The 26,082-nt window shown below is 66.3% G+C and carries 24 protein-coding genes and 1 tRNA gene; 17 read left to right on the top strand and 8 right to left on the bottom strand.

Features of this window, described 5'->3' with window-relative positions:
- Nucleotides 1-3 precede the first annotated feature (3 nt).
- The 6 genes from ACXU4B_RS09525 (at nucleotide 4) to ACXU4B_RS09500 (ending at nucleotide 3,848) form a co-directional block, all read left to right on the top strand.
- Nucleotides 4-79 (top strand) — tRNA-Thr (locus ACXU4B_RS09525).
- 16 nt (nucleotides 80-95) lie between these two features.
- Nucleotides 96-503: a rhodanese-like domain-containing protein gene (locus tag ACXU4B_RS09520; protein ID WP_131409915.1), complete on the top strand. Its 408-nt coding sequence runs from the start codon at nucleotides 96-98 to the stop codon at nucleotides 501-503.
- Between the two features lie 9 nt (nucleotides 504-512).
- Nucleotides 513-1,427: an arginase gene (gene rocF, locus ACXU4B_RS09515; protein WP_131409913.1), complete on the top strand. Its 915-nt coding sequence runs from the start codon at nucleotides 513-515 to the stop codon at nucleotides 1,425-1,427.
- 35 nt (nucleotides 1,428-1,462) lie between these two features.
- Nucleotides 1,463-2,824 (top strand): tryptophan--tRNA ligase, encoded by a 1,362-nt coding sequence (locus ACXU4B_RS09510; RefSeq protein ID WP_131409911.1) that lies wholly within the window; start codon nucleotides 1,463-1,465, stop codon nucleotides 2,822-2,824.
- Between the two features lie 37 nt (nucleotides 2,825-2,861).
- Nucleotides 2,862-3,188 (top strand): hypothetical protein, encoded by a 327-nt coding sequence (locus ACXU4B_RS09505; RefSeq protein WP_131409909.1) that lies wholly within the window; start codon nucleotides 2,862-2,864, stop codon nucleotides 3,186-3,188.
- 18 nt (nucleotides 3,189-3,206) lie between these two features.
- Nucleotides 3,207-3,848 carry a DUF6348 family protein gene (locus tag ACXU4B_RS09500; RefSeq protein WP_131409907.1) on the top strand — a complete coding sequence of 214 codons (642 nt, stop codon included), beginning with the start codon at nucleotides 3,207-3,209 and terminating at the stop codon, nucleotides 3,846-3,848.
- A 29-nt stretch (nucleotides 3,849-3,877) separates the two neighbouring features.
- Here the strand turns inward: ACXU4B_RS09500 and ACXU4B_RS09495 are convergent, their stop codons facing one another.
- From ACXU4B_RS09495 to pdhA, 4 genes are all read right to left on the bottom strand, one after another.
- Nucleotides 3,878-4,261: a VOC family protein gene (locus tag ACXU4B_RS09495; RefSeq protein WP_131409905.1), complete on the bottom strand. Its 384-nt coding sequence runs from the start codon at nucleotides 4,259-4,261 to the stop codon at nucleotides 3,878-3,880.
- A gap of 231 nt (nucleotides 4,262-4,492) precedes the next feature.
- A complete protein-coding gene (locus tag ACXU4B_RS09490) occupies nucleotides 4,493-5,878 on the bottom strand; it encodes a dihydrolipoamide acetyltransferase family protein (RefSeq protein WP_131409903.1) in 1,386 nt (461 codons plus the stop codon).
- A gap of 112 nt (nucleotides 5,879-5,990) precedes the next feature.
- The gene (locus ACXU4B_RS09485; RefSeq protein WP_038615039.1) at nucleotides 5,991-6,971 is read right to left on the bottom strand and encodes an alpha-ketoacid dehydrogenase subunit beta; all 981 of its coding nucleotides are present in this window, start codon (nucleotides 6,969-6,971) and stop codon (nucleotides 5,991-5,993) included.
- Nucleotides 6,972-6,974: 3 nt separating this feature from the next.
- Nucleotides 6,975-8,060, bottom strand: a complete 1,086-nt coding sequence (pdhA, locus tag ACXU4B_RS09480; RefSeq protein WP_131409901.1) for a pyruvate dehydrogenase (acetyl-transferring) E1 component subunit alpha — start codon at nucleotides 8,058-8,060, stop codon at nucleotides 6,975-6,977.
- Nucleotides 8,061-8,271: 211 nt separating this feature from the next.
- Between pdhA and ACXU4B_RS09475 the strand changes: the two genes are divergently transcribed.
- The 3 genes from ACXU4B_RS09475 (at nucleotide 8,272) to ACXU4B_RS09465 (ending at nucleotide 12,465) form a co-directional block, all read left to right on the top strand.
- Nucleotides 8,272-9,120 carry a tryptophan 2,3-dioxygenase gene (locus tag ACXU4B_RS09475; RefSeq protein WP_131409899.1) on the top strand — a complete coding sequence of 283 codons (849 nt, stop codon included), beginning with the start codon at nucleotides 8,272-8,274 and terminating at the stop codon, nucleotides 9,118-9,120.
- Between the two features lie 112 nt (nucleotides 9,121-9,232).
- Nucleotides 9,233-10,744 (top strand): peptide MFS transporter, encoded by a 1,512-nt coding sequence (locus ACXU4B_RS09470; RefSeq protein WP_131409897.1) that lies wholly within the window; start codon nucleotides 9,233-9,235, stop codon nucleotides 10,742-10,744.
- A 131-nt stretch (nucleotides 10,745-10,875) separates the two neighbouring features.
- Nucleotides 10,876-12,465 carry a peptide MFS transporter gene (locus ACXU4B_RS09465; protein WP_131409895.1) on the top strand — a complete coding sequence of 530 codons (1,590 nt, stop codon included), beginning with the start codon at nucleotides 10,876-10,878 and terminating at the stop codon, nucleotides 12,463-12,465.
- A gap of 40 nt (nucleotides 12,466-12,505) precedes the next feature.
- Here ACXU4B_RS09465 and ACXU4B_RS09460 read toward each other — a convergent pair whose 3' ends face one another.
- Nucleotides 12,506-12,985 (bottom strand): MarR family winged helix-turn-helix transcriptional regulator, encoded by a 480-nt coding sequence (locus tag ACXU4B_RS09460; RefSeq protein ID WP_131409893.1) that lies wholly within the window; start codon nucleotides 12,983-12,985, stop codon nucleotides 12,506-12,508.
- An 82-nt stretch (nucleotides 12,986-13,067) separates the two neighbouring features.
- Between ACXU4B_RS09460 and hppD the strand changes: the two genes are divergently transcribed.
- The 6 genes from hppD (at nucleotide 13,068) to tpx (ending at nucleotide 19,163) form a co-directional block, all read left to right on the top strand.
- Nucleotides 13,068-14,162 carry a 4-hydroxyphenylpyruvate dioxygenase gene (gene hppD / locus ACXU4B_RS09455; protein WP_131409891.1) on the top strand — a complete coding sequence of 365 codons (1,095 nt, stop codon included), beginning with the start codon at nucleotides 13,068-13,070 and terminating at the stop codon, nucleotides 14,160-14,162.
- Between the two features lie 82 nt (nucleotides 14,163-14,244).
- The gene (locus ACXU4B_RS09450) at nucleotides 14,245-14,619 is read left to right on the top strand and encodes an endonuclease domain-containing protein (protein WP_240734057.1); all 375 of its coding nucleotides are present in this window, start codon (nucleotides 14,245-14,247) and stop codon (nucleotides 14,617-14,619) included.
- Between the two features lie 17 nt (nucleotides 14,620-14,636).
- Nucleotides 14,637-15,938 (top strand): homogentisate 1,2-dioxygenase, encoded by a 1,302-nt coding sequence (hmgA, locus tag ACXU4B_RS09445; RefSeq protein WP_131409889.1) that lies wholly within the window; start codon nucleotides 14,637-14,639, stop codon nucleotides 15,936-15,938.
- Between the two features lie 62 nt (nucleotides 15,939-16,000).
- Nucleotides 16,001-16,987 (top strand): fumarylacetoacetate hydrolase family protein, encoded by a 987-nt coding sequence (locus tag ACXU4B_RS09440; RefSeq protein WP_131409887.1) that lies wholly within the window; start codon nucleotides 16,001-16,003, stop codon nucleotides 16,985-16,987.
- A gap of 124 nt (nucleotides 16,988-17,111) precedes the next feature.
- Complete coding sequence (hemN, locus tag ACXU4B_RS09435; RefSeq protein ID WP_131409885.1) at nucleotides 17,112-18,512, top strand: oxygen-independent coproporphyrinogen III oxidase; 1,401 nt, start codon at nucleotides 17,112-17,114, stop codon at nucleotides 18,510-18,512.
- Nucleotides 18,513-18,662: 150 nt separating this feature from the next.
- On the top strand, nucleotides 18,663-19,163 hold the full coding sequence (tpx, locus tag ACXU4B_RS09430) for a thiol peroxidase (RefSeq protein WP_131409883.1): 501 nt from the start codon (nucleotides 18,663-18,665) through the stop codon (nucleotides 19,161-19,163).
- A 101-nt stretch (nucleotides 19,164-19,264) separates the two neighbouring features.
- Here the strand turns inward: tpx and gap are convergent, their stop codons facing one another.
- Nucleotides 19,265-20,278: a type I glyceraldehyde-3-phosphate dehydrogenase gene (gene gap / locus ACXU4B_RS09425; protein WP_131409881.1), complete on the bottom strand. Its 1,014-nt coding sequence runs from the start codon at nucleotides 20,276-20,278 to the stop codon at nucleotides 19,265-19,267.
- 170 nt (nucleotides 20,279-20,448) lie between these two features.
- Between gap and ACXU4B_RS09420 the strand changes: the two genes are divergently transcribed.
- Both ACXU4B_RS09420 and ACXU4B_RS09415 read left to right on the top strand, forming a co-directional pair.
- Nucleotides 20,449-20,919: an OsmC family protein gene (locus ACXU4B_RS09420; RefSeq protein ID WP_131409879.1), complete on the top strand. Its 471-nt coding sequence runs from the start codon at nucleotides 20,449-20,451 to the stop codon at nucleotides 20,917-20,919.
- 71 nt (nucleotides 20,920-20,990) lie between these two features.
- Nucleotides 20,991-21,803 carry a S1/P1 nuclease gene (locus ACXU4B_RS09415; RefSeq protein WP_131409877.1) on the top strand — a complete coding sequence of 271 codons (813 nt, stop codon included), beginning with the start codon at nucleotides 20,991-20,993 and terminating at the stop codon, nucleotides 21,801-21,803.
- A gap of 53 nt (nucleotides 21,804-21,856) precedes the next feature.
- On the opposite strand, the gene ACXU4B_RS09410 is transcribed toward ACXU4B_RS09415, so the two are convergent.
- Both ACXU4B_RS09410 and ACXU4B_RS09405 read right to left on the bottom strand, forming a co-directional pair.
- A complete protein-coding gene (locus ACXU4B_RS09410) occupies nucleotides 21,857-23,809 on the bottom strand; it encodes an alpha/beta hydrolase family protein (RefSeq protein WP_458910859.1) in 1,953 nt (650 codons plus the stop codon).
- 207 nt (nucleotides 23,810-24,016) lie between these two features.
- Nucleotides 24,017-26,035, bottom strand: a complete 2,019-nt coding sequence (locus ACXU4B_RS09405) for an alpha/beta hydrolase family protein (protein WP_165583174.1) — start codon at nucleotides 26,033-26,035, stop codon at nucleotides 24,017-24,019.
- Nucleotides 26,036-26,082: the final 47 nt, after the last annotated feature.

Here is a 26,082-nt window from a genome sequence, read left to right as displayed (position 1 = left end):
TTCGCCGGCATAGCTCAGTTGGTAGAGCAACTGATTTGTAATCAGTAGGTCGCGGGTTCGATTCCTGCTGCCGGCACCATTGTGAGGAACTGCGCATGCGCAACGCGCACCTGGCCGTCCTTCTCATGCTGGCGGGGGCGAGCGCGGCCACGGCGGCGGACGTCCCGCTGGCCGCCGGGCAACTGATGGAGCTGCAGCAGGCCGGACAGGCGCCCTTGGTGCTCGACGTGCGCCACGCCGACGAGTACCGCGATGGGCACATCCCCGGCGCGCTCAATATCCCGGTGGAACAGCTGAGCGGCCGCGCCGGCGCGCTCGGCGTGCCACGCGACCGTGAGATCGTGGTGTATTGCGTGTCCGGGCTCCGCGCGGCGCGTGCGCAGGAGACCCTGCAGGCCCTGGGCTATAGCCATGTACGTGTGCTTGATGGCAGCCTCAACGCATGGCGGCAACAAAAGCTTCCGCTGGTGCGCGAAGCTGCCGCCGATTCCGGTCCACTCTGACGAGATTTCATGAGCAACAAGGCACTCTCCCTGATCGGCGCTCCCACCGACATCGGCGCGGGCCACCGTGGCGCCTCGATGGGCCCGGAAGCGCTGCGCGTGGCCAACCTGCTGGCGCGCCTGGCGCGGCGTGGCCTGGACGTGGTCGATCGCGGCAACCTGCAGGGGCCGCTCAATCCCTGGCTGCCGCCGCAGGATGGCTATCGCCACCTGCCGGAAGTGGTCGCGTGGAACGAGGCGGTGCACGCCGCCATCTACGCCGAACTGAAGGACGGCCGCCTGCCGGTGATGCTCGGTGGCGATCACTGCCTGGCCATCGGTTCGATCAGCGCCGTGGCGCGCCACTGCCGCGAACAGGGCAAGCGCCTGCGCGTGCTGTGGCTGGACGCGCATGCCGACTTCAATACGGCCGAGGCGACGCCGTCGGGCAACATCCACGGCATGCCGGTGGCCTGCCTGTGCGGCAACGGGCCCCGGGCGCTGGTCGAGCTGGGCGGCCATGTGCCGGCCACCTCGCCCGACGTGTATCGCCAGATCGGCATCCGTTCGGTGGACGAGGGCGAGAAGCGACTGGTGCGCGAGGCGAAGGTTGGCATTTTCGACATGCGCCACATCGACGAAGTCGGCATGAAGCGCACGATGGAAGAAGCGCTCGCCGGCGTGGACGAGAACACGCACCTGCACGTGAGCTTCGACGTGGACTTCCTCGACCCGAGCATCGCGCCGGGCGTGGGCACCACCGTGCGCGGCGGCCCCAATTACCGCGAGGCGCAGCTGTGCATGGAGATGATTGCCGACACCGGCCGCATCGGCTCGCTGGACATCGTCGAACTCAACCCGGCCTTCGACAAGAAGAACCAGACCGCGCGCCTCGCGGTGGACCTGGTGGAATCGCTGTTCGGCAAGTCCACGCTGATCCGCTGAATGCCCCGACCCAACACACGAACAAAGAAGTGCACATGAAGACCCGCGTACTCACCGGCATCACCACCACCGGCACGCCACACCTGGGCAACTACGTCGGCGCGATTCGCCCGGCGGTTGCCGCCAGCCAGCGTGCCGACGTCGATGCGTTCTACTTCATGGCCGACTACCACGCGCTGATCAAGAGCGACGACGCGGCGCGCATCGAGCGTTCGCGGCTGGAAATCGCCGCGACGTGGCTGGCTTCCGGGCTGGATCCGCAGAAGGTCACGTTCTACCGGCAGTCCGATATCCCGGAAATTCCCGAGCTCACCTGGTTCCTCACCTGCGTCACGGCCAAGGGCCTGCTCAACCGCGCCCATGCGTACAAGGCCGCCGTGGACAAGAACACCGCGACCGGCGAGGACGCCGACGCGGGCGTCACCGCGGGCCTCTACATGTACCCGGTGCTGATGGCGGCGGACATCCTGGCGTTCAATGCGAACAAGGTGCCGGTGGGCCGTGACCAGATCCAGCACGTGGAGATGACGCGCGACATCGCGCAACGCTTCAACCACATCTACGGCCGCGAGTTCTTCGCACTGCCCGACGTGGTGATCGAAGAGCAGGTGGCCACGCTGCCCGGTCTCGACGGGCGCAAGATGTCAAAGAGCTACGACAACACCATCCCGCTGTTCGCGGGCGGCCAGAAGCAGCTGCGCGAATCGATCATGCGCATCGTCACCGACTCGCGCCTGCCCGGTGAAGCCAAGGACCCGGACAGCTCGTCACTGTTCACCATCTTCCGCGCGTTCGCCAGCGACGCCGAATCGGCGGCGTTCCGCCAGGCACTGGTCGATGGCATCGGCTGGGGCGAGGCCAAGCAGGTCCTGTTCGAACGCATCGAGGTGGACGTGGCACCGATGCGCGAGAGCTATGACGCGCTGATCGCCCGTCCCGCGATGATCGAGGACATCCTGCAGGAAGGTGCGCGCAAGGCACGCGCCATCGCCGGGCCGAAGCTGCTGGAGCTGCGCGATGCGCTCGGCTTGCGCTCGGGCATCGCCGTGGCGACGTGGTCGTCGGCCAGGCCGGCGGCCAAGGCGGGCAAAATGCCGCGCTTCGCCAGTTTTCGCGATACCGATGGTAGCTTCCGTTTCCGCCTGTTCTCCGCCGATGGCGAGGAACTGTTGTTGTCCCGGTCGTTCGCCGATCCCAAGGCCGCCGGCAGCCTGCAGAAGCGCATCAAGGAGCTCGGTTCGACCTCGGCCGTGCTGCAGGTGCAGCCCCTCGCGCTGGCGCTGGAGCTGGACGGCGAGGCCGTGGCGACCACGCCGACCTATGACGGCGAGCAGGCGCGTGATGAAGCCCTCGAGCGCTTGCGCGGGGCACTCGAACAGCTCGCCGCGCAGGATTGAGCGCGGCGGCCATGGCGTTTACGGAGTGATCTGATCCATGCGTTATCTCGCCATCCTGTTGCTGGCTCCCTGGCTGCTGGTGCTCGGCTGGGCCTATTGGACGTTTCCACGGGATCTGCCGCGCATCGCGGCGCGCCGTGTCTTCGATGTGGCCGTGCTGCTGCTGGCTGCCTTTGCCGCCTGGCAGTGTGCGGCGATGGCGTTTGACGCCGCGGTGGTGCCGGGCATGGGCCAGTACGGGCGTACCAGCGGCGCGATCTGGCAGCAGGTGCTGCCGGCCTTGTATGGCTACGGTGCCTGCGTGCTGGTGCTGCTGCTTGCGCTGGTCGTGCGCCAGCTGATGTGGCGTCGCCGCGCGCACTGAGTGAAACGAGGAAGTTCGATGGACGACACGACCCTGCAGAAATACCTGCTTCGCCTGTTCGAGCGGCATGACGTCGAGCTGGAGCCGGACGAAGAATGGTTGATGACCGACGGCGATTTCCCCGCCGTGCGCGCCACCTGGCACGAGGCGGCCGCCGGCGAGCCGGGCCGCCTGGACGTCGATGTCGTTTTCAGCGAAGACCGCCACATCGAAGAGAGCTTTGCCGGCGTGGGTGGTGGCGAGGCCGGTTGCCTCGATGCGCTGGTGGCGTTCGAGCGTGGCGTGTTCCACGTCGTGCTGGCGGCGTGCTGGTATGTCACCGACGATCGCCGGCTGCAGATCCAGGGCTGGGAGATGGGCGTGCGCACCTGGGACGTGTTCATCGGCCCGCCACTGTCGAGCCGCGACGACGTCGCCGCCCCGGACGAACTGGTGCCTGCGCTGCGTGCCGCCCTGCAGGGCGAGGCGCTCACCCCGGAGCTGCACTGGGTGCGCCTGTTCCATCGCCGCGGCGACGACGGGCAGGTCAGCGCCGAGGCTCTGCTCGACAATGCGCCGTGGCCGGCCGGTGACCGCCTGCTGGCCTCGCTGCCGTGGCCCCAGACGTCTGCCGGCTACAGCGTGCGCGCCTTCGTGGCGCTGGACATCCGCGACTACTGAGGCGGCGGACAAGGCGTTCCTGCGGCGGGCTATTCCCAGCGATTCAGATGGGGACCGAAGCGGTCCCGCTGCGGACGCACCACGCAGAAGCGATGCCCGCTGGGCGCCTGCATCACCCACCAGCGCTCGCGCACAAAGGCCACGCGCTGGGCGCCAAGTTTTTCGAGTCGCGCCACCTCGGCTTCCAGGTCATCCGTCTCGATGTCCAGGTGCACGCGGCTGTCGTGGTCCACGCGTTGCAGCAGGATGATCGGTTCGTCGTCCTCGGTGGCGAGCTCGGCGTACTTGCCATCGCCGTCCTGGTCGACCGTGACCACGGATTTGCCCAGCGCATGGCTCCAGAACGCAGCGGCCGCAGCGAGGCTGTCGGTCTGGCAGTCGATGACGATCGTGCACAGTCTGCTGTGATGCATGGCGCGGCCCCGGCCGTTGCTGTCCGCGGATCGTATAGCGCCGATGGGTGCAGGCGTCGTCAACGCAATCGATGTGCCAGGTGGCCCAACCGTTGACGCTTGGGAGACAGGCCGAGCCGGTCGGTATGGACGGACATGCGCTTGCGCAGTCCGACGCGCGAGCGGCGTCGATGAACGCAACGCAAAAAAAAGCCCCGGCATGACCGGGGCTTTTTCTTCACTGGCGTCGCCTTAGTTCGGCAGCGACAGGTCGTCCAGCAGCGCCTTGAGGAAGCGCGCGGCTTCGCCGCCGGTGGCGGCGCGGTGGTCGAAGGTCAGCGAGATCGGCATGCGGCGATGCACTTCGATGCCGCCGATCACGGCGACCACGTCATGGCTGAGCTTGCCGGCGCCGATGATCGCGACGGTGGGCGGCACCACGACCGGGGTGGCGTAGCGACCGGCGAACATGCCGAAGTTCGACAGGCTGATGGTGTAGCCCGAGAGCTCCGAAGCCGGAATCGTGCGGTCTTCCACCTGCGAACGCAGGCGCTTGATCGCCGCGCGCACGCCGGCGCCGTCGAGCACGTCCGCATTGCGCAGCGCCGGCACGAACAGGCCGTCGTCGGTGTCCACGGCGATGCCGATGTCCACGTGCGGGTGCAGCGTGCGGGTGAGGTTCTTGCCGTCGAACCAGGCGTTGAGCGCCGGCACCGTCTTGCATGCCACCACGATGGCGCGGATCAGGCGGGCGGTGATGTCCTGCTTGCCGATCCAGGCGTGCAGGTCGGCGTCGTCCACCAGGGTGGTGGGCACCACGTTGGCGTGGGCCTCGGCCATGACGCGCGCCATGTTGCGGCGGACGCCCTTCAGCTGTTCCGGCTGGCCGCTGGCCTGCACGCTCGGCGGGGCCGTGCGCACCGGCTTGCCGGCGAGCGAGGTGGCCGTGCGGGCCGGCTCCGGCTCGGGCAGCTGCGGGGCAAGGTGACGACCGGCCGAGGCCGGCACCGCGGCGCGTGCCGGGGCAGCGCCCAGCGCGGCCGTGCCGTTGGCGGCGGCGTTCTTCACGTCCTGCATGGTGACCACGCCGTCGGCGCCGCTCGGGCGCACGCGGGTGAGGTCGACCTTGAGCTTCTTGGCCAGGGCGCGCACGGCCGGCACGGCCTTGACGCCACCGATGCTGGCGGCCTGTTCGACGTGCACGTGGCTGCCGCTGACCATGGCGCCGACCACGGTGCCTTCGTCTTCGCGGTCACCGCCGTCGTTGCTGTCGAGTTCGCCGCCCTCGTCGGAGGCGACCACCTTGTGCGCGTCGGCGGTGGCGCTGCCGGCCCCCTTCTTCGGGCCATGGTGATGGCCGGTGGACTCGGCCTCGGCACGCTGCTTGGCGTTCGGGTCGGGCTCGAATTCGGCCAGCGCCGAACCGGTGTCGATGATGTCGCCGGCGGCGCCATGCAGCTTGGTGACCTTGCCGGTGTAGGGCGACGGCACGTCGACCACGGCCTTGGCCGTTTCCATCGACACCAGCGGGGCGTCGAGCTTGATGGTGTCGCCTTCCTTCACGTGCCACTCGACGATGGTGGCGTCGGGTAGGCCCTCGCCGAGGTCCGGCAGGTAGAACGTCTTGATGTCGGCCATGTTGATTCTCGCGAATTTGTTTGGTCGTCATCCCCGCGAAAGCGGGGATCCAGTGTCTTGGTTCGAGGCGCTGGGTCCCCGCCTTGGCGGGGACGACGAGCGCGGAAAGATCTTAGCTTGCTGCCAGCGTGCGCTTGGCGGCTTCCACCACGCGCTCGGTGCTCGGCAGGTACTTCATTTCCAGGCGGAACAGCGGGATGTGCGTGTCGAAACCGGTGACGCGCTCGACCGGGGCGAGCAGGTCGTACAGGCATTCCTCGGCGATGCGGGCCGCAATCTCGGCACCGAATCCGGCGGTCTTGGGCGCCTCGTGCACGATCACGCAGCGGCCGGTCTTCTGCACCGACTCGGCGATGGTGTCGAAGTCCAGCGGGGTCAGCGTGGCCACGTCGATCACTTCGGCGCTGATGCCATCGGCGGCCAGCTCATCGGCGGCTTCCAGCGCTTCCTTCACCTGCGCGCCCCAGGTCACGATGGTGACGTCGGTGCCGTCGCGCAGCACGAAGCACACGTCCAGCGGCAGCGCCTCGCCGTCATCGGGCACTTCTTCCTTGTACTGGCGGTAGATGCGCTTGGGCTCGAAGAACATCACCGGATCCGGATCGCGGATGGCGGCGAGCAGCAGGCCGTAGGCACGCGCCGGCGACGACGGCATCACCACGCGCAGGCCCGGGATGTTGGTGAACAGGTGCTCGTTCGCTTCGGAGTGATGCTCGGGCGCGCGAATGCCGCCACCCCACGGTGCACGCCACACGGCGGGCACGGTGATGCGGCCGCGCGTGCGGTTGCGCAGGCGGGCGGCGTGGCAGGCGATCTGCTCCATCATCGGGTAGATGAAGCCTTCGAACTGCGCTTCGGCCACCGGCTTCATGCCCTGGGCAGCAAGGCCCACGGTGACGCCGGCAATGGTGGTCTCGTCCAGCGGCGTGTCCAGCACGCGCAGTTCGCCAAACTTTTCCTGCAGGCCCTGGGTGGCGCGGAACACGCCGCCGTTGACGCCTACGTCCTCACCGAGCACGACGACGCTGTCGTCATGGGCCATTTCATAGGCCAGCGCCTGGGTGACGGCTTCGATAAGTGTGATCTGTGCCATGACTTAATGGGCCTTCTTTTCGAGCGAGAGAACGTAATCGCGCTGCTTGGCGAGATCGGCAGGAACTTCGGCGAAGGTGTAGTCGAACATCGCCGTGACCGGCTGGGTCTTGGTCTCGAGGTAGGCATTGACCTCGTTGTCCATCCACTCGTCGCACTCGTTCTTCCAGGCTTCTTCCTTGGCGTCGTCCCACACGCCCTTAGCCACGAGCCAGTTGCGCAGGCGCTTCATCGGCTCCTTGGCCCAGGCGTCCTTCACTTCCTGCTCGCCACGGTAGCGGCGGGCGTCGTCGGCGGTGGTGTGGTCGGACAGGCGATAGGTCACCAGTTCGAGCACGCTGCCGCCTTCGCCGTTGCGGGCGCGATCGAGCGCGTCGCCCATGGCCTTGCGCACGGCAATGATGTCGTTGCCGTCCACCTGGATGCAGTGCAGGCCGGCGGCAATACCCTTCTGCGCCAGCGTCGGCGCGCCGGACTGGATCTTGCGCGGCACCGAGATGGCCCACTGGTTGTTCACGATCACCGCCACCATCGGCAGGTTCTGCGCGCCGGCGATGTTGATGGCGCCGTAGAAGTCGCCCTTGGACGAGCCGCCGTCACCGATCGTGCACACGGCCACGCGCTTTTCGTTGCGGATCTTGAACGCCAGGGCGCTGCCGGCGGCATGCAGGCACTGCGTGGCGATCGGCACCGACCAGGCGAAGTCGTGGCGGGCCGGTTCGTTCTGGTAGTCGTTGCCGCGCTCGTCGCCGCCCCAGTACATGTACACCTCGCGCGGCTGCACGCCGCGGTACAGCTGGGCGCCGTATTCGCGGTAGCTGGGCGCGAACACGTCTTCCGGACGCATGGCGCTGCCGATGCCCACGTGCGCGGCCTCGTGGCCCAGGCAGCTGGCGTAGGTACCGAGCTTGCCGGTGCGCTGCAAGGCGACCGACTTGGCGTCGAACACGCGGGTGGACAGCATCAGCTTGTACAGCTCGACCATGTGGTCGAGGTCGCTGGCGAAGGCAGGCAGGTCGTCCCGGACCTGTTTGCCCTCGGCATCGAGATACTGCAGGTATTCGATTTCGAACTTGGCGGCGATGGACACGACTCGCTCCCGGAGTGAGTAATGGTGGGGATATTGGTGCAGGGAAGCGGCAGCCCATCCAGTGGGGCCAGGCACGCGTAAGGTCCTGACAAGACCGCATTTGATAACAGGCAGGCATGTTGCGCTGCAAGGTACAGCGCAGCATTCGCGGCGGTACGGCCCCCGCCCCGGCAGCGGTTAACATGGGCATTCCACTGCAAGCAGGAAGGCCATGACCGAGAACCAGCGCGACCTTGAGGCCGGAATCGAACTCGACCTGAACGGGCGACTGACCTACGGGGGTTACCTGAAGCTGGACCTGCTGCTCAGTGCGCAGCGTCCGCTGAGCGACCCGCCGCACCACGACGAGATGCTGTTCATCGTGCAGCACCAGGTGGCCGAGCTGTGGATGAAACTGATCATCCACGAGCTGAAGTCGGCCCTGGACCACCTGCGGCGCGACGAGCTGGACGCCTGCCTGAAGATCCTGGCGCGGGTGAAGCAGGTGCAGCGCCAGTTGTTCGAGCAGTGGGCCGTGCTGGAAACGCTCACGCCGTCCGAATACCTGGAGTTTCGCGGCGTGCTGGGCGCTTCGTCGGGGTTCCAGTCCCTGCAATACCGCCAGATCGAATTCCTGCTGGGCAACAAGAACGCGCAGATGCTGCAGGTGTTTGCGTATGACCCGTCCGCGCAGGCCGCACTGCGGGCCGTGCTTGAGGCACCCAGCCTGTACGACGAATTCCTGCGCTATCTCGCCCGCCGCGGCCATGACGTGCCGTCGACGCTGGTCGAGCGCGACTGGTCCCAGCCGTATCAGCGGCATGAGGCGCTGCTGCCGGTGCTCAAGCGCATTTACGAGGACCGTGCTGCGTTCTGGCCGGAATACCACATGTGCGAACAGCTGGTGGACGTGGAGGAGAGTTTCCAGCTCTGGCGTTTCCGCCATATGAAAACGGTGGAGCGCATCATCGGGCACCGGCGCGGCACGGGCGGCTCCTCGGGCGTTTCCTTCCTCAAGAAGGCGCTGGAGCTGGAGTTCTTTCCCGAGCTGCTGGAAGTGCGCACCGAACTGGGTACGTGATCCGGCGCCTCCCGCTGCCCGCGTTTGACCGGGCCAGGCCAGCCGGTTACACCTCCCGGCCCACCACCAGGGCCGGCGCGCCAGGCGCCGGCCAGTTTCCAGGGGATTTTGCATGAGCAACACCGCTGTTACCGCGCCGTCGCCGGTGCCCGACTTTCCGCAGACGCTCGGGCATCCACGGCCACTGTGGATGCTGTTCATGACCGAATTCTGGGAGCGCTTCGCGTTCTACAGCGTCAGCTGGGCGCTGGCCCTGTACATCGTGGCGCACTTCTACCACGGCGACCCCGCCGGCCAGGCGTGGGCCAGCAAGATCTATGGCGCCTATACCGCGCTGATCTACGCCAGCAGCATTTTCGGCGGCTACGTGGCGGACAAGGTGATCGGCTACCAGCGCTCGATCCTGCTTGGCGCGCTGGTGATGGGGCTGGGCCTGTTCGTGGTGATGTTGCCGAGCAGGGAGCTGTTCCTGTTCGGCCTGGCGATGGTGGTCGTCGGCAACGGCCTGTTCAAGCCGAATATTTCCTCGATGGTAGGCCAGCTCTATGGCCCCACCGACGATCGCCGCGACCGCGGCTTCACCCTCTTCTACATGGGCATCAATGGTGGCGCCTTGCTGGCGCCGCTGCTGACCGGCTGGCTGGCCAGCTATTTCACCGACACGCCGATGCAGGAGAACTACCGGCTGGTGTTTGGCGCGGCCGGCGTCGGCATGCTGCTGAGCCTGTGCTGGTTCTGGTTCGGTCGGCGCGGCCTGCACGGTGTCGGCCGACCGGCTCCGGCCGCGGCCAGCCGCGTGCGCGTGGCGTGGGTGGCGCTCGGCGTGGCGGTCGCGGTGCCGCTGGTCTATCTGTTGCTGGCGTTCGTGGGGGGCAGTGGCCTGCAGTGGCTGCTGGGCCTGTTGTTCGTGGGCGTGGCGGCCATGCTGATCGTCGAGGCGATGCGGCACGATCGCGTGCAACTGCAGCGGGTGATCGCCATGCTGATCATCTTCGCCTTCAACATCCTGTTCTGGATGTTCTATTTCCAGCTCGGCACGTCGTTCAACTTCCTGGCGGCGAACATGGTCGACCGCGAGATGTTCGGTGGCTGGATGTTCCCGGTGGGCTGGTTCCAGTCGGTGAGCCCGCTGGCGATCATCGTGCTGGCCCCGCTGGTGACCCAGGTGTGGTCGTTCCTGGCCCGGCGCCACCTGGAGCCGTCGATTCCGCGCAAGTTCGGCCTCGGCCTGGTGTTCAACGGTCTGGGCTTCACCGCCTTGATGTTCGCCTTGTCGCGCGTGGTCGCCGGCCATGGCGGGCTGATTCCGTTCTGGCCGCTGACCCTTTGCTATGTGCTGCAGACGGTAGGCGAGCTGTGCCTGTCGCCGATCGGCCTGTCGATGGTGACCAAGCTGGCGCCGCCGCGCCTGGTGGGGGTGGCCATGGGTGGCTGGTTCCTGTCGCTGGCGGTGGGTGGCAATCTGTCGGGCCTGCTGGCCGGCCGCATCAGTGGCGAGAGCGGCATGACCGCCGCCTCCGCGCTGAGCGGCTTCACCTTCAGCTTCTGGCTGCTGGCCGGCGCCGGCGTGTTCCTGTTGCTGGTGTCACCGCTGATCAACCGGCTGATGGGCGGCGTGCGCTGAGCAGGCCGCCGCCGGCGGATTCGCAAAATGTTGCGCTGCATTTGACGGATCAGGCAGCACCCGGCTAAACCTCCGGGTCGCCAGCCACCGGGTCCGCGCGCGCCGTGCCGACCCTCGCCCAGAGGACAGGTATGAGTCAGACGGCCATTACCGCACCGCCGGTGCCCGACTACCCGCAGACCCTGGGTCATCCGCGGCCGTTGTGGATGCTGTTCATGACGGAGTTCTGGGAGCGCTTCGCGTTCTACGGCATCCGCTGGGCGCTGGTGCTCTACATCGTGGCGCAGTTCTTTGGCGGCGATCAGTCAGGGCAGGCGCCCGCGAGCCGCACCTACGGCGCGTATCTGGCCCTGGTCTACGCGGCGGCGATCTTCGGCGGTTACATCGCCGATCGCGTGCTGGGCTACCAGCGCTCGATCCTGGTGGGCGCCGCGGTGATGACCCTGGGCCTGTTCGCGATCGCGGTGCCCAACCAGCACGTCTTCGAATTCGGGCTTGCCACCATCATTGCCGGCAACGGCCTGTTCAAGCCGAACATTTCGACCATGGTCGGCAAGCTCTACGGCGTCGAGGACGGGCGCCGCGACAGTGGCTTCACCATCTTCTACATGGGCATCAACCTCGGCGCCATGGTGTCGCCGGTGATCACGCAGTACCTCGCCGAAACCGTGTTCGGCAGCCAGGCCATGCCCAGCTACAAATACGTTTTCATCGCCTCGGGCGTGGGCATGCTGATCAGCCTGGTCTGGTTCTGGATCGGCCGTCGCGGGCTCAAGGACGTCGGGCTGCCGCCTGTAGGCGGCGAGAGCCTGATGCGCGTGGTCTATGTGCTGATCGGCGTGGCGGTGACGGTGCCGCTGGTGTTCTTCCTGATGGGCGGCGGCTTCTCGGGGCAGGTCACCCGGGCGCTGCTGGCGGTCGGGGCGGTCCATCCGGTGCTGGTCAACGGCGCGGTGGACTACGAGAAGACCCTGGCCGCGGCGACCGTGCTCGCCTGGGTGCTTGGGGTGCTGTTCGCCGGGCTGTCGCTGCTGCTGCTGATCGAAGGCATCCGCGAGGGCAGGGTGCAGCGCGACCGGGTGATCGCGATGCTGATCATCTTCGTCTTCAACGTGCTGTTCTGGATGTTCTTCGAGCAGGCGGGCAGCTCGTTCACCTTCCTCGCCGACCAGATCGTCAATCGCCAGCTGGGCAGCTTCACTTTCCCCAACGCGTGGTTCCAGTCGGTGAACTCGATCGCCATCATCTCGCTGGCGCCGTTGATCGCCTGGACCTGGGTGCGCATGGGGCGTCGCAACCCGTCGATTCCGCGCAAGTTCGGCCTGGGCCTGATCTTCAATGGCCTGGCCTTCCTGCTGCTGATGTTCGCGTTGTCCAGCCTGGTCAGTGAAGCGGGCAAGATCCCGTTCTGGACGCTGTTCATGGTCTACGTGATCCAGTCCGTCGGCGAGCTCTGCCTGTCGCCGATCGGCCTGTCGATGGTGACCAAGCTGGCGCCCGTGCGGCTGGTCGGCTTCGGCATGGGTGGCTGGTTCCTGTCCACCGGCATCGGCAACAACCTGTCAGGCATCTTCGCCGGCCATGTGAGCGGCGAGAGCGGGATGACCGTGGCTTCCGCGCTGAGCGGCTACACCTTCGGCTTCTGGTCGCTGCTGGGTGCCGGCGTGCTGTTGTTCCTGGTCGCGCCGCTGATCAACCGGCTGATGCACGGCGTGAAGTGATGCGGCCCCTCCCTGTCCGCAGGGAGCGGCCAGGGCGGGCTCAGCGCTCCTGCAGCTTGTCCAGGATGCGCATCAGCCACGCCCGCTCGTCTTCGTCCAGCTTGGCCAGCAGTTCGCGCTCGTGGGCGCGGGCCATCGGCGCCACCTCGTCGTGGATGGCCCAGCCGGCCTCGCTCAGGCCCAGCACCGAGCGCCGCTTGTCGCCATCGTGGGTGCTGCGACTGACCCGCCCGGATTCCACCAGCCGGGCCAGGGCGCGGCTCACCGCGACCTTGTCCATGGCGGTGCGCTCGGCCACCTCGCGCGCCGACAGGCCGTCAAACCGGGCCAGCACGGCCATCACCCGCCACTCGGTCATGCTGAGGTCAAAGCGGCGCTGGTAGTCGTCGGCGATGGCCTGGCTGACCGTGTTGGACAGGATCGAGAGCCGGTACGGCAGGAAATGCTCCAGTTCCAGCGGTGCATGGTCGGGATGGCGATCTTCGGGCACTGCTGCGGCGCTCCTTGCAAATGGTTTCATATGTAACTATAACGCTGGGATGATGACGATGGTCGCACGCTTGGCGTTGGGCCATAGAGCTTGGATCCATCAGGAGAATCCCATGAGCGCGCAGCCCAATCTTGGCATGCAGGTCACCACCTTCGAAAACCCCATGGGTATCGACGGTTTCGAGTTCGTCGAATTTGCCGCCCCCGCTGGCCGCGGCGCCGAGTTGCACGCGCTGTTCGGCAACATGGGCTTCAGCGCCGTGCTCAGGCACAAGTCGCGGGCGATCACGGTCTACCGCCAGGGCGGCGTGAACTTCCTGGTCAATGAAGATCCCGATTCGTTCGCCGCCGATTTCGCCAAGGCGCACGGCCCCTGCGCGGCCGGCTTCGCCATCCGCTTCAAGAAGCCTGCCACCGAGGTGCTCGCCACCGTGCTCGGCAATGGCGGCGAAGCGATGCTCGACAAGGAAGCAACCAAGGCGGTGCATGCGCCGGTGGTCAAGGGCATCGGCGACTGCATGCTGTACCTGGTCGACCGCTACGGCAGCGCCGGCAGCATCTACGACGGCGACTACGAGGCGATCCCGGGTGCCGACCAGAACCCGACCGGCTTCGGGCTGACCTTCATCGACCACCTCACGCACAACCTCTACTTCGGCAACATGCAGAAGTGGTCGGACTACTACGAGCGCCTGTTCAACTTCCGCGAGATCCGCTACTTCGACATCAAGGGCGCCAAGACCGGCCTGGTGTCCAAGGCGATGACCGCGCCGGACGGCATCGTGCGCATTCCGCTCAACGAATCGAGCGACCCGAAGTCGCAGATCAACGAATACCTCGACGCCTACCATGGCGAGGGCATCCAGCACATTGCCTGCTTCACCGACAACATCTACGACACGGTCGAAGCGATGCGCGCGCGGGGCGTGCAGTTCCTCGACACGCCCGATACCTATTTCGACGTGATCGACCTGCGCATTCCCAACCATGGCGAGGACGTGCCGCGCCTGGCCAGGAACAAGATCCTGATCGACGCCGACCCGGAGACCAAGCAGCGCAAGTTGCTGCAGATCTTCACGCAGAACAACATCGGCCCGATCTTCTTCGAGATCATCCAGCGCAAGGGCAACGAGGGCTTCGGCGAAGGCAACTTCCAGGCGCTGTTCGAGTCGATCGAGCGCGACCAGATGAAGCGCGGCTTCCTGTAAGGCTTGGGCTCTGAAGCCCCTCTCCCTCCGGGAGAGGGGTTGGGGAGAGGGTGCGGTGATGCGGGAAGGCAGGAAGCCACCCTTGCCAACACGGACGCTAGGCCAGGCGCGTCAGCTGCGCGGAGCAGCCATCGTTGCCGAACGAAGGTTGTGGCAACACTTGCGTGCAGCCCGGTTGAATGGCCTGAAATTCCGGCGCCAACATCCGATCCCTCCTTATGTGGTGGATTTCTATTGCGAGGCCGTTGGGCTGATCGTAGAACTCGATGGTTCGCAGCACGACGAGTACGTAGACGCGACGCGCACCCGTTATCTTGAATCACTGGGCCTCAAGGTCCTGCGGTACTGGGACAATGAGGTCTTGAAGCAAACCGAGATGGTGCTCGAATCCATTTTGAGCGCCAGCGAAAACCGAACCCTCACCCCAACCCCTCTCCCGGAGGGAGAGGGGCTCTAGAAGCAGAAGGCGGACGCATGTCTGAGACGGTCAGCAAAGGTTACCAACCCGGTTTCGCCAACGAATTTGCCACCGAGGCCATGCCCGGCGTGCTGCCCGAGGGGCGGAACTCGCCCCAGCGCGTGGCGCATGGCCTGTATGCCGAGCAGCTCTCCGGCACGGCCTTCACGGCGCCGCGCCACAGCAATCGCCGCAGCTGGCTCTATCGCATCCGGCCCGCCGCGATGCATCAGCCGTTCGAGGCGATGCCGCCGGGACGCTTCCATAATCGCTTCGGCGAGGTGCCCGCCAGCCCCAACCAGCTGCGCTGGAACCCGTTTCCGCTACCCTCCGAGCCGACCGACTTCATCGACGGCATCGTCACCATCGCCGGCAACGGCGGTGCGGGCGAGCAGTCCGGCGTCGGCATCCACATGTATGCGGCCAATCGTTCGATGGAAGGTCGTTTCTTCTACAACGCCGACGGTGAGCTGCTGATCGTGCCGCAGCAGGGGCGCCTGCGCCTGGCCACCGAGCTTGGCGTGATCGAGCTGGAGCCGCTGGAGATCGCGGTGATCCCGCGCGGCGTACGCTTCCGCGTCGAGTTGCTGGACGAGGCCGCGCGCGGCTACATCGCCGAGAATTTCGGTGCGCTGCTGCGCCTGCCGGACCTCGGCCCGATCGGCAGCAACGGCCTGGCCAATCCGCGCGACTTCCTCACGCCGGTGGCAGCCTACGAGGACGTCGAAGGCACGTTCGAACTCGTCGCCAAGTTCCAGGGCGGCCTGTGGCGCGCGGCGATCAACCACTCGCCGCTCGACGTCGTCGGCTGGCACGGCAACTACGCGCCCTACAAGTACGACCTGCGCCGCTTCAACACTATCGGCTCGATCAGCTACGACCACCCGGACCCGAGCATCTTCCTGGTGCTGCACTCGCCCAGCGACACGGCCGGGGTCAGCAACATGGATTTCGTGATCTTCCCGCCGCGCTGGCTGGTGGCGCAGAACACCTTCCGGCCGCCGTGGTTCCACCGCAATATCGCCAGCGAGTTCATGGGCCTGATCACCGGTGCCTACGACGCCAAGGCCGAGGGCTTCTTGCCCGGCGGCGCTTCGCTGCACAATTGCATGAGCGGGCATGGACCGGATGCGGCGACGTTCGAGAAGGCTTCCGCCGCGGATCTGTCGAAACCCGACGTGATCACCGGCACCATGGCCTTCATGTTCGAGACGCGTCGGGTGATTCACCCCACCCGGCAGGCGCTGGAAGCCCCGCAGTTGCAGGGCACTTACCATGAGTGCTGGCAGGGCATCCGCAAGCACTTCACCGGCAAGTAAGTACCGCATCCACCAAGCACAGGAAAGGGCTGCAGCGAAGGCGCGGCCTACGGAGTAGAGGCATGAAACTGGGTTCCCTGAAGGAAGGCGGCCGCGACGGTACGCTCATCGTGGTTGGCCGTGACCTGCAGCAGGCAGTCAGGGCGACCGGCATCGCAGCCACCTTGCAGGCGGCGCTGGACGACTGGTCGAACACCGCGCCGCGGCTCAACGCGCTTTCCGACGAACTCAACAACGGCACGGCCGCTGGCGCCTTCGCGCTGGACATGGGCGCCATGGCAGCGCCCCTGCCGCGCGCCTACGAGTTCGTGGATGGCAGCGCCTACCTGCCGCATGTCGAGCGCGTGCGCCGTGCGCGCGGCGCCGAGGTGCCCGCATCGTTCTACACCGACCCGCTGATGTACCAGGCCACCAGCGCCGGTTTCCTGGGGCCGCGCGACCCGGTCGTCGTGCCCAGCGAGGACTACGGCATCGACCTGGAAGCCGAAGTCATCGTGGTGACGGACGACGTGCCGATGGCGGTCACGCCGGCCCAGGCGGCGGAACACATCCAGCTGGTGGGCCTGGTCAACGACGTCTCCCTGCGCGGACTGATTCCCGCGGAGCTGGCCAAGGGCTTCGGCTTCCTGCAGTCCAAGCCGCGCTCCGCGCTGTCGCCCGTACTGGTGACGCCCGACGAACTCGGCGACCACTGGCGTGACGACAAGCTGCACCTGCCCATGCGCACCTGGCTCAATGGCCAGTGGTTCGGCGAGGTGGAGTGCGGCGTGGACATGCAGTTCAATTTCGCGCAGCTGGTTGCGCACGTCGCCAAGACCCGCCCGCTGACCGCGGGCACCATCGTGGGCTCGGGCACCATCGCCAATGAAGACACCGGCAAGGGCGCATCCTGCCTCGCCGAACAGCGCACGGTGGAAACCCTGCGCGACGGCAAGCCGACCACGCCGTTCCTGAAGTTCGGCGACAGCCTGCGCATCGATGTCACCGACAGCGCCGGCGCGTCGATCTTCGGCGCCATTGAGCAGCAGGTGACGCCGCTCAAGCGGTAGGCCGCCGGCAAGGGCGAGGCGTAGCCGCGGCCACCGTGATGGCGTACGGGCTACGTCGTGCCATGTCGCAGGGGGATGATGCGGATCAAAGGCCAGGCGCGAGCTGACGGCGATACTGCCGTCCATGCGTCATCCCACGACTGCCATTGCGTTCGACCCAGAACTCATCGCCCGCCACGATACGGCCGGCCCGCGATACACCAGCTATCCCACCGTTCCGCAGTTCCACGCCGATTTCGGTGAAGCCGCCCTGCGTGCTGCCATCCGGGCAACGAATGCAGCGCCGGGGCCGCGACCGCTGTCGCTGTACGTCCATGTGCCGTTCTGCTTCAGCCCGTGCTTCTACTGCGGCTGTACCCGCATCATTGCGCGCGATCCGGCACGGGCCGACGTCTACCTGACCAGCCTGCAGAAAGAGCTGAGCCTGGTCGGGCCGCTGTTCGACCCCGGTCGCACGGTCAGGCAGCTGCATGTCGGCGGCGGCACGCCCAATTTCCTGGACGCACGGCGCATGCGGACCCTGATGGGATCGCTCGCCCGTCATTTCCATTTCAGTAGCGACGCCGAACGCGAATTCGGCATCGAAGTCGATCCGCGTTATGCCGATGGCCACTACGTGCGTGCGCTCGGTGAGCTTGGCTTCAATCGCCTGTCCGTGGGCATCCAGGATTTTGATCCTGCGGTGCAGGTTGCCGTCAACCGGATCCAGGGCGTGGCGCAGACGCGCGAGGTGCTCGAAGCCGCCCGCCGCTCAGGCTTTGCTTCGGTCAGCGTGGACCTGATCTATGGCCTGCCGCGCCAGACGCTGGAAGGCTTCACGCGCACGCTGGAAGCCGTGATCGCGTTGTCGCCCGACCGCATCGCCGTCTACGGCTACGCCCACATGCCGCACTTGTTCAAGGCGCAGCAGCAGATCGAGGCGGGCGACTTGCCCGATCCTTCCGCCCGGCTGGCGCTGTTCGGGCGCGCACTGGAGGTGCTGTGCGCGGCCGGCTACGTCTACGTCGGCATGGATCATTTTGCGCGGGCCGAGGACGAACTCGTGCGCGCGCAACGGGCGAGCACGCTGCAGCGCAATTTCCAGGGCTATTCCACGCATGGCGATTGCGACATCGTTGGCCTGGGCGTCAGCGCGATCGGTCGCATAGGCGACAGCTACAGCCAGAACGCGCGTGACCTTGCCGGTTACCAGGCCGCGCTCGATGCAGGCCATGTCCCCGTCGCGCGGGGTCTGACGCTCGGCCGCGATGACCTCATCCGTCGCGCGGTCATCGGCCAGATCATGTGCCACGGCGAGCTCGACATGCCGTCGTTCGGCCAGCGCTACCAGCTGGCCTTTGCCGACTACTTCGCAGCCGAGCTGGAGCGACTGCATGCACTGGCGGCCGATGGGCTGGTGACGCTCGATGCCACCATGCTCCGCGTCACGCCCAGGGGCCGCCTGCTGTTGCGCAACGTCGCCATGTGCTTCGACGCCTATCTGCATCGTCAGTCGGAGTCGCCGCGCTATTCGCGCACGATCTGACCGGCCCTCCCGTCCACAAGACCGCCTTGCCCGTCGTGTGCGGGGTCCGGGCCGTCGTCTGCCGCAAGCGGCCGATGCGCGCGGCGGCGCTATCGTCTTCAGGCCATCGGACGTGTTTTACTCTCAGGCCCCCATCCAGCGAGGTGCCTTATGTCCCACGTTACCCTCAAGGGCCAGCCGATCCAGGTCGATGGCCATTTCCCCGCCAGTGGCGAGCAGGCGCCTGCCTTCTCGCTGGTCGGCAAGGACCTGTCCGACGTCTCGCTGGCCAGCTTCGGCGGCAAGCGCAAGGTGCTGAACATTTTCCCCAGCATCGACACGCCGACCTGCGCGACGTCCGTGCGTCGTTTCAACGAAAAGGCCAGCCAGCTTTCCGATGCCGTCGTGTTGTGCATTTCCGCGGACCTGCCGTTCGCGCAGGCACGCTTTTGCGGCGCCGAAGGCCTGGCCAATGTGGTGACGCTGTCGACCTTGCGTGGCCATGAGTTCATCCGGAACTACGGCGTTGCCATCGCCTCGGGCCCGCTGGCCGGCCTGACCGCGCGCGCCGTGGTGGTGCTCGATGCGAACGACAAGGTGCTCCACAGCGAACTGGTCGGCGAGATTGCGCAGGAGCCGAACTACGACGCTGCGCTGGCGGCCCTGGACTGACCGCACGGGGCGGGGACGTCGGCGACGACATGCCCGCTTTCCGCGAGCAAAAAAAAGCGGCCACCCGCAGGTGGCCGCCTTGCTGAGCGCAGGCTGCCGGCTTACTTGGCAGCCATCAGCGCGATCGTCATGTCGAGCATGCGGTTGGAGAAACCCCACTCGTTGTCGTACCACGACAGCACCTTGACCAGCGTGCCTTCCATGACGCGCGTCTGCGTGGCGTCATAGGTGGAAGAGGCCGGGTTGTGGTTGAAGTCGATCGACACCAGCGGCTTGGTGTTCACCGCCAGGATGCCCTTCAGCGCGCCGTTGGCGGCTTCGCTGATGGCCGCGTCGATTTCTTCCTTGGTGGTCGGACGGGCGGCGTCGAAGGTCAGGTCGACCACCGACACGTTGATGGTCGGCACGCGCATGGCGAAACCGTCCAGCTTGCCGTTGAGTTCCGGCAGCACCAGGCCCACCGCGGCGGCGGCGCCAGTCTTGGTCGGGATCTGGCTCATCGTGGCCGAACGGGCGCGACGCAGGTCGGAGTGATACACGTCCGTCAGCACCTGGTCGTTGGTGTAGGCGTGGATCGTGGTCATCAGGCCACGCACGATGCCGATCTTGTTGTGCAGCACCTTGGCCAGCGGCGCGAGGCAGTTGGTGGTGCACGAAGCATTGGAGATCACTTCCAGCTTGGAGGTGAGCTTGTCTTCGTTCACGCCGATCACGAAGGTGCCGTCCACGTCCTTGTCGCCAGGCGCGGAGATGATCACCTTCTTGGCGCCGGCGGCGATATGCGCGCTGGCCTTGGCCTTGGAGGTGAACAGGCCGGTGCACTCGAGCACCACGTCAACGCCCAGGGTGCCCCAGGGCAGCTTGGACGGATCACGCTCGGCGCAGACCTTGATGCGGTCGCCGTTGACGATCAGGTCGCCGCCGTCCACCGACACGGTGCCCGGGAACTTGCCGTGGGCGGTGTCGTACTGGGTCAGGTGCGCGTTGGTCTCGGCGTCGCCGAGGTCGTTGATCGCGACGATCTGGATCTCGTTGGTGCGACCGGCTTCGTACAGCGCACGCAGGATATTGCGGCCAATGCGACCGTAACCGTTGATGGCGACCTTGATGGCCATGGGACAGCGTCCTCCGGGGTGAGATGGCGAACAATGGCGGCTTGCGGCCACCGTAAAGCGTCCATTTTAGCCTGAACCGGGGGGCAGCCTCACCCCGGGGCTGTTCAGGAAAGCCATAACGCGGTTGAATCGGACCTCCCCCCAGCGTCCGACCCCCCAAGGAGCACCCCATGAGCGACGTCGAGCAGTCCTTCGAGATCAACCTGGAGCAGACCGGCGATTACGAGTTCCGGGTGCGCTTCGACAACACGACCGTGCCGGACCTGATGACCGACGAGAGTTCGCCGCTGGGCCACGATGCCGGTCCCAACCCCTCGCGCCTGCTGGCGGTAGCCGTGGCCAACTGCCAGGCGGCGAGCCTGCTGTTTGCGCTGCGCAAGTACAAGAACGCGCCGGGCACGCTGCGCGCCAAGGCGACCACGACGCTGGCCCGCAACGAGCGCGGCCGCCTGCGCATCAAGCACGTGGCGGTGGACCTCCAGTTGGCCGACGCGGCCGCGTCGCTCGAACACCTCGATCGCGTGGTCGCCCAGTTCGAGGATTTCTGCATCGTGACCGAAAGCGTGCGGCAGGGCATTGCGGTGGATGTCACCGTGCGCGACGCCGACGGCCAGCAGGTTTCGGTGCCCCGCGCCGGCTGAACCAGGCTGGCGCCAACCTGTCATCGGGCTGTGGCAAACTCGCCGCCCCTGATCCTGGAGCCCGTGCCGCCATGCCCTTCCTGCGTCGATCCGCGCTTGCCCTGTTCACCTGCCTCGCCCTGGCCCCGGTGGCGCAGGCCTGGGGGCCGCTGGGCCACAGCGTCGTCGCCGACCTGGCCCAGCGTCACCTGAGCCCTGCGGCAGCGGCGGAAGTGGAACACCTGCTGGCGGCCGAGCACACCAAATCGCTGGCCGACATCGCCAGTTGGGCAGACGAGATCCGCAACGATCCCGCGCAGGACGCGCTGTGGAAGCAGACGCGTGCGCTGCACTACGTCGACTTCACCTCCGGCGACTGCAACTACACGCCGCCGCGCGACTGCAAGGACGGCCAGTGCGTGGTGGCCGGCATCGACCATTACGTGAAGGTGTTGGGCGACAAGAGCCAGCCCGACGCCGCGCGCCTGGAAGCGCTGAAGTTCGTGGTGCACTTCATCGGCGACGAACACCAGCCGCTGCATGGCGGCTCCCGCGACGACAAGGGCGGCAACACCTACCAGGTGCAGTTCGATGGCAAGGGCACCAACCTGCACAGCGTGTGGGACTCCGGCCTGCTCAAGACGCGCGGCCTGGACTGGAAGACCTATGCCAACGAACTGGATGCCCGCGGCGCGGTGACCTTGCCGCCGGCCATCCCGCCGCAGGACAACGCCTATGCGCAGTGGGCGGAGGAATCGTGCGAAATCAGCCGCGGCATCTACCCCGACGGGCACAAGATCGACCAGGCCTATGTCGACAGGGAACTGCCGGTGGCCGAACTGCGCCTGCGTGAAGCCGGCCGTCGCCTGGCCGAAGTGCTCAACCTCGCCCTGGCCAAGGGGTGAAGGCTTGGGGATCGACGCCTGGGCGTCGAACCCCGCTGGAACGACAGCGTATGTCAGTTGGCGCTGCTCTTCCCGGCATCGGATGAGTTCGTCGTGGTGTCACTCACCGATGCCGCGTCGGACGGACCGATGTTGCGCCCCAGGAAATCCAGCAACTTCTGGTAGGCCTGCTCGCGATGAGCTGGCACGTAAAAGCCATGGCCTTCCTTGGGTTCGACCAGGGTTTGATAGTGCTTGCCGTTCTTGTCCAGCGCCTTGGTGAACTCCTGGAAATTCTTGAACGGCGCGCGCTGGTCTTCTTCGCCGTGGATCAGCAGGATGTCGGCCTTGATCCGTTCCGCGCCGCTGAGAGGCGAGCGCCGCAGCAGGTCACGGCGGTCCGTGCCGAGCACCAGTCGGAGGTACGCCTCGCCCATGTCGCTACGCTGTGTATCGCTCTTGTCCATCTGCACACGCAGGTCGTACACCCCCGCATAGCCGGCAGCGCACTTGTACAGATCGGGTTCGCGCACTGCGCCCTCGAGGGCTGCATAGCCGCCGTAACTGGCGCCATAGATGCAGACGTGGCGAGGGTCGGCGTAGCCCTGCCGGATCGCCCACTGGGTGGCGTCGGTAAGATCGTCCTGCATGCTCAGGCCCCACTGGCGGTAGCCGAGTTTCTGGAAAGTCGTGCCATAGCCGCCGGAGCCGCGATAGTTGACCTGCAACACGGCATAGCCACGGCTGGCCAGCAGCTGTGCCTCCGGATCGAAGCCCCAGCTGTCGAAGGGCCCATGCGGGCCGCCGTGTGGAAGGATCACCAGCGGGAAAGGCTTGGAACCAGCGGGCAGGGTGATAAAGCCATGCATGGTGATGCCGTCGCGCGCCGGCACCTCGATGGGCTCCATCGGGCGCATCTGCCGCGGGTCGATCCAGGGTTCGGCATGCACCAGCAATTGCGCGTTGCGGCTGTTCAGGTCGAACAGGTAGTAGTCACCGGGGTTGCGATCGCTGGTGACCCGGACGATGGCGCGCTTGCCATCGCGGGTGAAGCTGGAGACGTAGGCGAGTTGTCCGGGGAACGATTGCGCGAGCGCCTGGCCCAGGTGCGCGTCGTCGCTGCTGTCGTCGAAGTAGTGCAAGCCAGGTCGACCATCGCGGGTAATGACCGCGTAGAAGTCCTGCCGGTCGGCCGTGGGCAGCAGATCGCCCGGGCTGGCGGACTTCCCCTGGTACAGCCGGGTTCTCTGCCGCGTTGTCATGTCCATCAGTTCGATGGCATCGGGCCGGTCGCCATCGGTGACGCGCACATACAGTTTCCTGTTGTCGCGATTGAAGCCGAGCGGCGTGATCTCCACCTGCGATTTCGCCGGCTCGTTGACCAGCTGCCATGGGGCGTCGTTGTCTGCCCGGATCCAGAGGCGTTGGCCCGAGAAATCGTTGTCGGCATACGCGGCGCGTACCTGGCCGGCGTGGTCGGCCTTCAGGCCGGCGTTGCGCGCAGGAGACTGGCCGATCTGCGAGGTCTTGCCGTTGCGCACGTTCAGGCGGTCGATGTCGATGAAGCTGCCGCTGCTGGCGTGCGAGTATTCGTAGACCCCGATGAGGATCTGGTCCTTGTCGACATAGCGGGTGCTGATCGGCTGCGCCGATGCGTAGCGTCGCTCGGGTCCTCGTATCAGGCTGCCGATGCTCTCGGCGCCGTGACTGCCGCCGGCGCGATATCCAAACAGCTCGATCTGATGGGTTCCATCAGGGTCGATGGCGAACAGCTCGCCCGTGAGCATGGGTGTATCGAGTTCATCGCTGTGGATGGCGAGGGACACGATCAGGCGGTCGTCCTCGCCCCAGAAGTAGTTGGCGACAATCGCGTTGGTGCCGGCCGGAATGGCGTGCAGCAGTCGCGCCGTGGCGCCATCCATGATCGCCAGGTAGTTCTCATGGGGATTGCCCGTCTTGGGCACGACGGCGGCGATGTACTTGCCATCCGGTGAGAGGGTGACCTGCGAGAAGTCCGTGGGACGCACGAAGTCGCTGATCGGTACGCTGGAAAGGGATGGTTTCCCGGTCGTGGCGCCTTGCGCCCACGCACTGCCGCCGCACGCAAAAGCTACCAGGACTGCTGCAGCCAGCCTCAACCTTTTCGTCGTACGCATGGATCCTCCCTGGAATGGCTGTTTCGATTCAACCCGGCGTGCCCACGTCGGTCGCTTCGTTGCGCGACCCTGGACAGGTCATGGTGCGACGCCGGCCTTGGCAGGTTCCGCTCCCGTGCCGATATGCCGGTCCAGGAAGTCGAGCAGCTTGTCGTACATCGCCAGACGGTGCTCGGGCAGGAAGAAGCCATGCCCTTCCCGTGACTCGGTGAGAGACTCGTAATGCTTGCCCTGCTTGTCGAGTGCGGCGGTGAACGCCTTGAAGTTCGCATATGGAACCCGCTCGTCCATGCCGCCGTGGATCAGCAGCAGGTCGGCCTTGATGCGATCGACGCCGGCGATAGGGGATCGCTTGAGCAAGTCCGCGCGATCGTCGCCCAGCACGTCGTGCAGGTAGTCCACGCCCGCGTCGGTACGCTGCGTGTCGCTCCTGTCGAGCTGGATGCGCAGGTCGTACACGCCGGCATAGCCGACGGCGCAGCGGTAGAGCCCGGGTTCGCGCACCGCGCCTTCCAGCGCGGCGTAACCGCCGTAACTGCCTCCATAGATGCAGATGCGGGAGGCATCGGCGTGACCTTCGCTGACGGCCCAGCGGGTGGCGTCGGTGACGTCGTCCTGCATCGACAGGCCCCACTGGCGATAGCCCATCTGCTCGAACTGCGCTCCGTAGCCACCTGATCCGCGGTAGTTGACCTGCAAGACCGCATAGCCATGGCCTGCCAACAGCTGGGTTTCCTCGTCGAACGCCCACGCGTCGGCCTGGCCATGCGGGCCGCCATGGGGCAAGACCACCATGGGGAACGGCCCCTTGCCGGCGGGCTCGGTGAGAAAGCCGTGCAGGACGACGCCATCGCGAGCGGTGACGGCAATGGGCTGCATCGGCCGCATGCGCTTGGGCGACAGCCAGCGACGCTGGCTGAAGAGATAGCGCGCCTGTTTCTTCTCGAGGTCGAACAGGTAGTAGTCGCCGGGGTTGCGATCGCTGCTCACATGGACGATGGCCAGGTGGCCGTCGCGGGTGAATGAGGTCAACCGGACCAGTTGCCCCGGAAAACTGCCGGCGAGTGCGTCGATGATCTGCGCCTCGATGCTGTGCCGGTCGAAGTAGTGGATCGTAGGCACACCGTCCCCGGTGATCACGCCGAAGAAGTCCTTGCCGTCCGCCGTGGGCAGCAAGTCGCCCGGGTCGGCGAACTCGCCGCGGTAGAGCAGCGAGCGCTCGCCGCTGTGCAGGTCCATCAACTCAATGGAATCGGGGCCCTGCGCATGCGTCACCTGGACATACATCCGACTGTTGTCGCGATTGAACCCGATGGGCCAGATGGCTTCGTGCGATGAGCGTGCGTCGTTACGCAGGACCCATTCGCCACCCGCGTCGCGCGTCCACAGGAGCGGGTGGAAGTAGCCACCGCCGCTGGCGGCGCGGGGTTCGCCGGTATGGTCCAGCGTCATCCATGCATGGGGTGCAGGCCCGCCCAGGATGCGCCGGCTTTCGCCGTTGACCACGTCCAGCCTTTCGATCGACGGCATGCTTCCCTTGCGATCGTTGGTGAATGGCTGGGTCTGCACCAGCAGGTAGCGGTCATCGTCCGCCGGCGCGGATGGAAGCAGGTCGGCAAAGGCGGCGCGGGCGATGGCACCATGCTGCATATGGTTGCTGCTCCCGCCAACATCGCCACCCCAGCCGAACAGGTACACATAGTGCTGGCCGTCGGCATCCATGGCCTGCAGTTCACCGGTATACGACGGTCGTTCGAGGCTGCCGAGGCGCGTGGCCGCTGCCACCACCAGCCGATGGTCGTTCACCCACCGGTACTGGAGGATCTCGTTGCGGCTGCTGGCGCGCACGCTCGACAACGGCTTGCCGCTGGCGGTGTCGATCACCACCAGCATGTTCTCGAACTGCATGTTGGGGCGGGGCACCAGGGCGGATATGTATTTGCCGTCCGGCGACAGCCTGACGCTGGTGAATTCGCCGGGTCGGATGAAGTCGCTGGTCGACGCGGTATCCCGCTCCCCGGCCAGGAGGGTCTTCGGCAAGACGGCGCACACGAGAGCGAGCACAGCTGCTGCGGCCGTGCAGGAAAGTCGTGACATGGCGTGTTTCCCCAGTTCCATTGGCAGTGGATCCCCCGATCCATGCG

The organism is Dyella soli (assembly GCF_054482295.1).
The sequence above is the reverse complement of the archived record's forward strand: the minus strand, read 5'-3'. Positions and strand labels throughout refer to the sequence as shown.

What these genes read in the sequence shown, in the direction of transcription:
- ACXU4B_RS09465 (WP_131409895.1), top strand. Translation starts at nt 10,876, where the DNA reads ATGAGTCAGACGGCCATTACCGCACCGCCGGTGCCCGACTACCCGCAG.
- ACXU4B_RS09440 (WP_131409887.1), top strand. Translation starts at nt 16,001, where the DNA reads ATGAAACTGGGTTCCCTGAAGGAAGGCGGCCGCGACGGTACGCTCATC.
- ACXU4B_RS09495 (WP_131409905.1), bottom strand. Translation starts at nt 4,261, where the DNA reads ATGCATCACAGCAGACTGTGCACGATCGTCATCGACTGCCAGACCGAC.
- ACXU4B_RS09490 (WP_131409903.1), bottom strand. Translation starts at nt 5,878, where the DNA reads ATGGCCGACATCAAGACGTTCTACCTGCCGGACCTCGGCGAGGGCCTA.
- ACXU4B_RS09475 (WP_131409899.1), top strand. Translation starts at nt 8,272, where the DNA reads ATGACCGAGAACCAGCGCGACCTTGAGGCCGGAATCGAACTCGACCTG.
- hmgA (WP_131409889.1), top strand. Translation starts at nt 14,637, where the DNA reads ATGTCTGAGACGGTCAGCAAAGGTTACCAACCCGGTTTCGCCAACGAA.
- ACXU4B_RS09470 (WP_131409897.1), top strand. Translation starts at nt 9,233, where the DNA reads ATGAGCAACACCGCTGTTACCGCGCCGTCGCCGGTGCCCGACTTTCCG.
- gap (WP_131409881.1), bottom strand. Translation starts at nt 20,278, where the DNA reads ATGGCCATCAAGGTCGCCATCAACGGTTACGGTCGCATTGGCCGCAAT.
- rocF (WP_131409913.1), top strand. Translation starts at nt 513, where the DNA reads ATGAGCAACAAGGCACTCTCCCTGATCGGCGCTCCCACCGACATCGGC.
- ACXU4B_RS09505 (WP_131409909.1), top strand. Translation starts at nt 2,862, where the DNA reads ATGCGTTATCTCGCCATCCTGTTGCTGGCTCCCTGGCTGCTGGTGCTC.
- ACXU4B_RS09460 (WP_131409893.1), bottom strand. Translation starts at nt 12,985, where the DNA reads ATGAAACCATTTGCAAGGAGCGCCGCAGCAGTGCCCGAAGATCGCCAT.
- ACXU4B_RS09485 (WP_038615039.1), bottom strand. Translation starts at nt 6,971, where the DNA reads ATGGCACAGATCACACTTATCGAAGCCGTCACCCAGGCGCTGGCCTAT.
- tpx (WP_131409883.1), top strand. Translation starts at nt 18,663, where the DNA reads ATGTCCCACGTTACCCTCAAGGGCCAGCCGATCCAGGTCGATGGCCAT.
- ACXU4B_RS09405 (WP_165583174.1), bottom strand. Translation starts at nt 26,035, where the DNA reads ATGTCACGACTTTCCTGCACGGCCGCAGCAGCTGTGCTCGCTCTCGTG.
- hemN (WP_131409885.1), top strand. Translation starts at nt 17,112, where the DNA reads ATGCGTCATCCCACGACTGCCATTGCGTTCGACCCAGAACTCATCGCC.
- ACXU4B_RS09415 (WP_131409877.1), top strand. Translation starts at nt 20,991, where the DNA reads ATGCCCTTCCTGCGTCGATCCGCGCTTGCCCTGTTCACCTGCCTCGCC.
- ACXU4B_RS09500 (WP_131409907.1), top strand. Translation starts at nt 3,207, where the DNA reads ATGGACGACACGACCCTGCAGAAATACCTGCTTCGCCTGTTCGAGCGG.
- ACXU4B_RS09420 (WP_131409879.1), top strand. Translation starts at nt 20,449, where the DNA reads ATGAGCGACGTCGAGCAGTCCTTCGAGATCAACCTGGAGCAGACCGGC.
- ACXU4B_RS09520 (WP_131409915.1), top strand. Translation starts at nt 96, where the DNA reads ATGCGCAACGCGCACCTGGCCGTCCTTCTCATGCTGGCGGGGGCGAGC.
- ACXU4B_RS09510 (WP_131409911.1), top strand. Translation starts at nt 1,463, where the DNA reads ATGAAGACCCGCGTACTCACCGGCATCACCACCACCGGCACGCCACAC.
- hppD (WP_131409891.1), top strand. Translation starts at nt 13,068, where the DNA reads ATGAGCGCGCAGCCCAATCTTGGCATGCAGGTCACCACCTTCGAAAAC.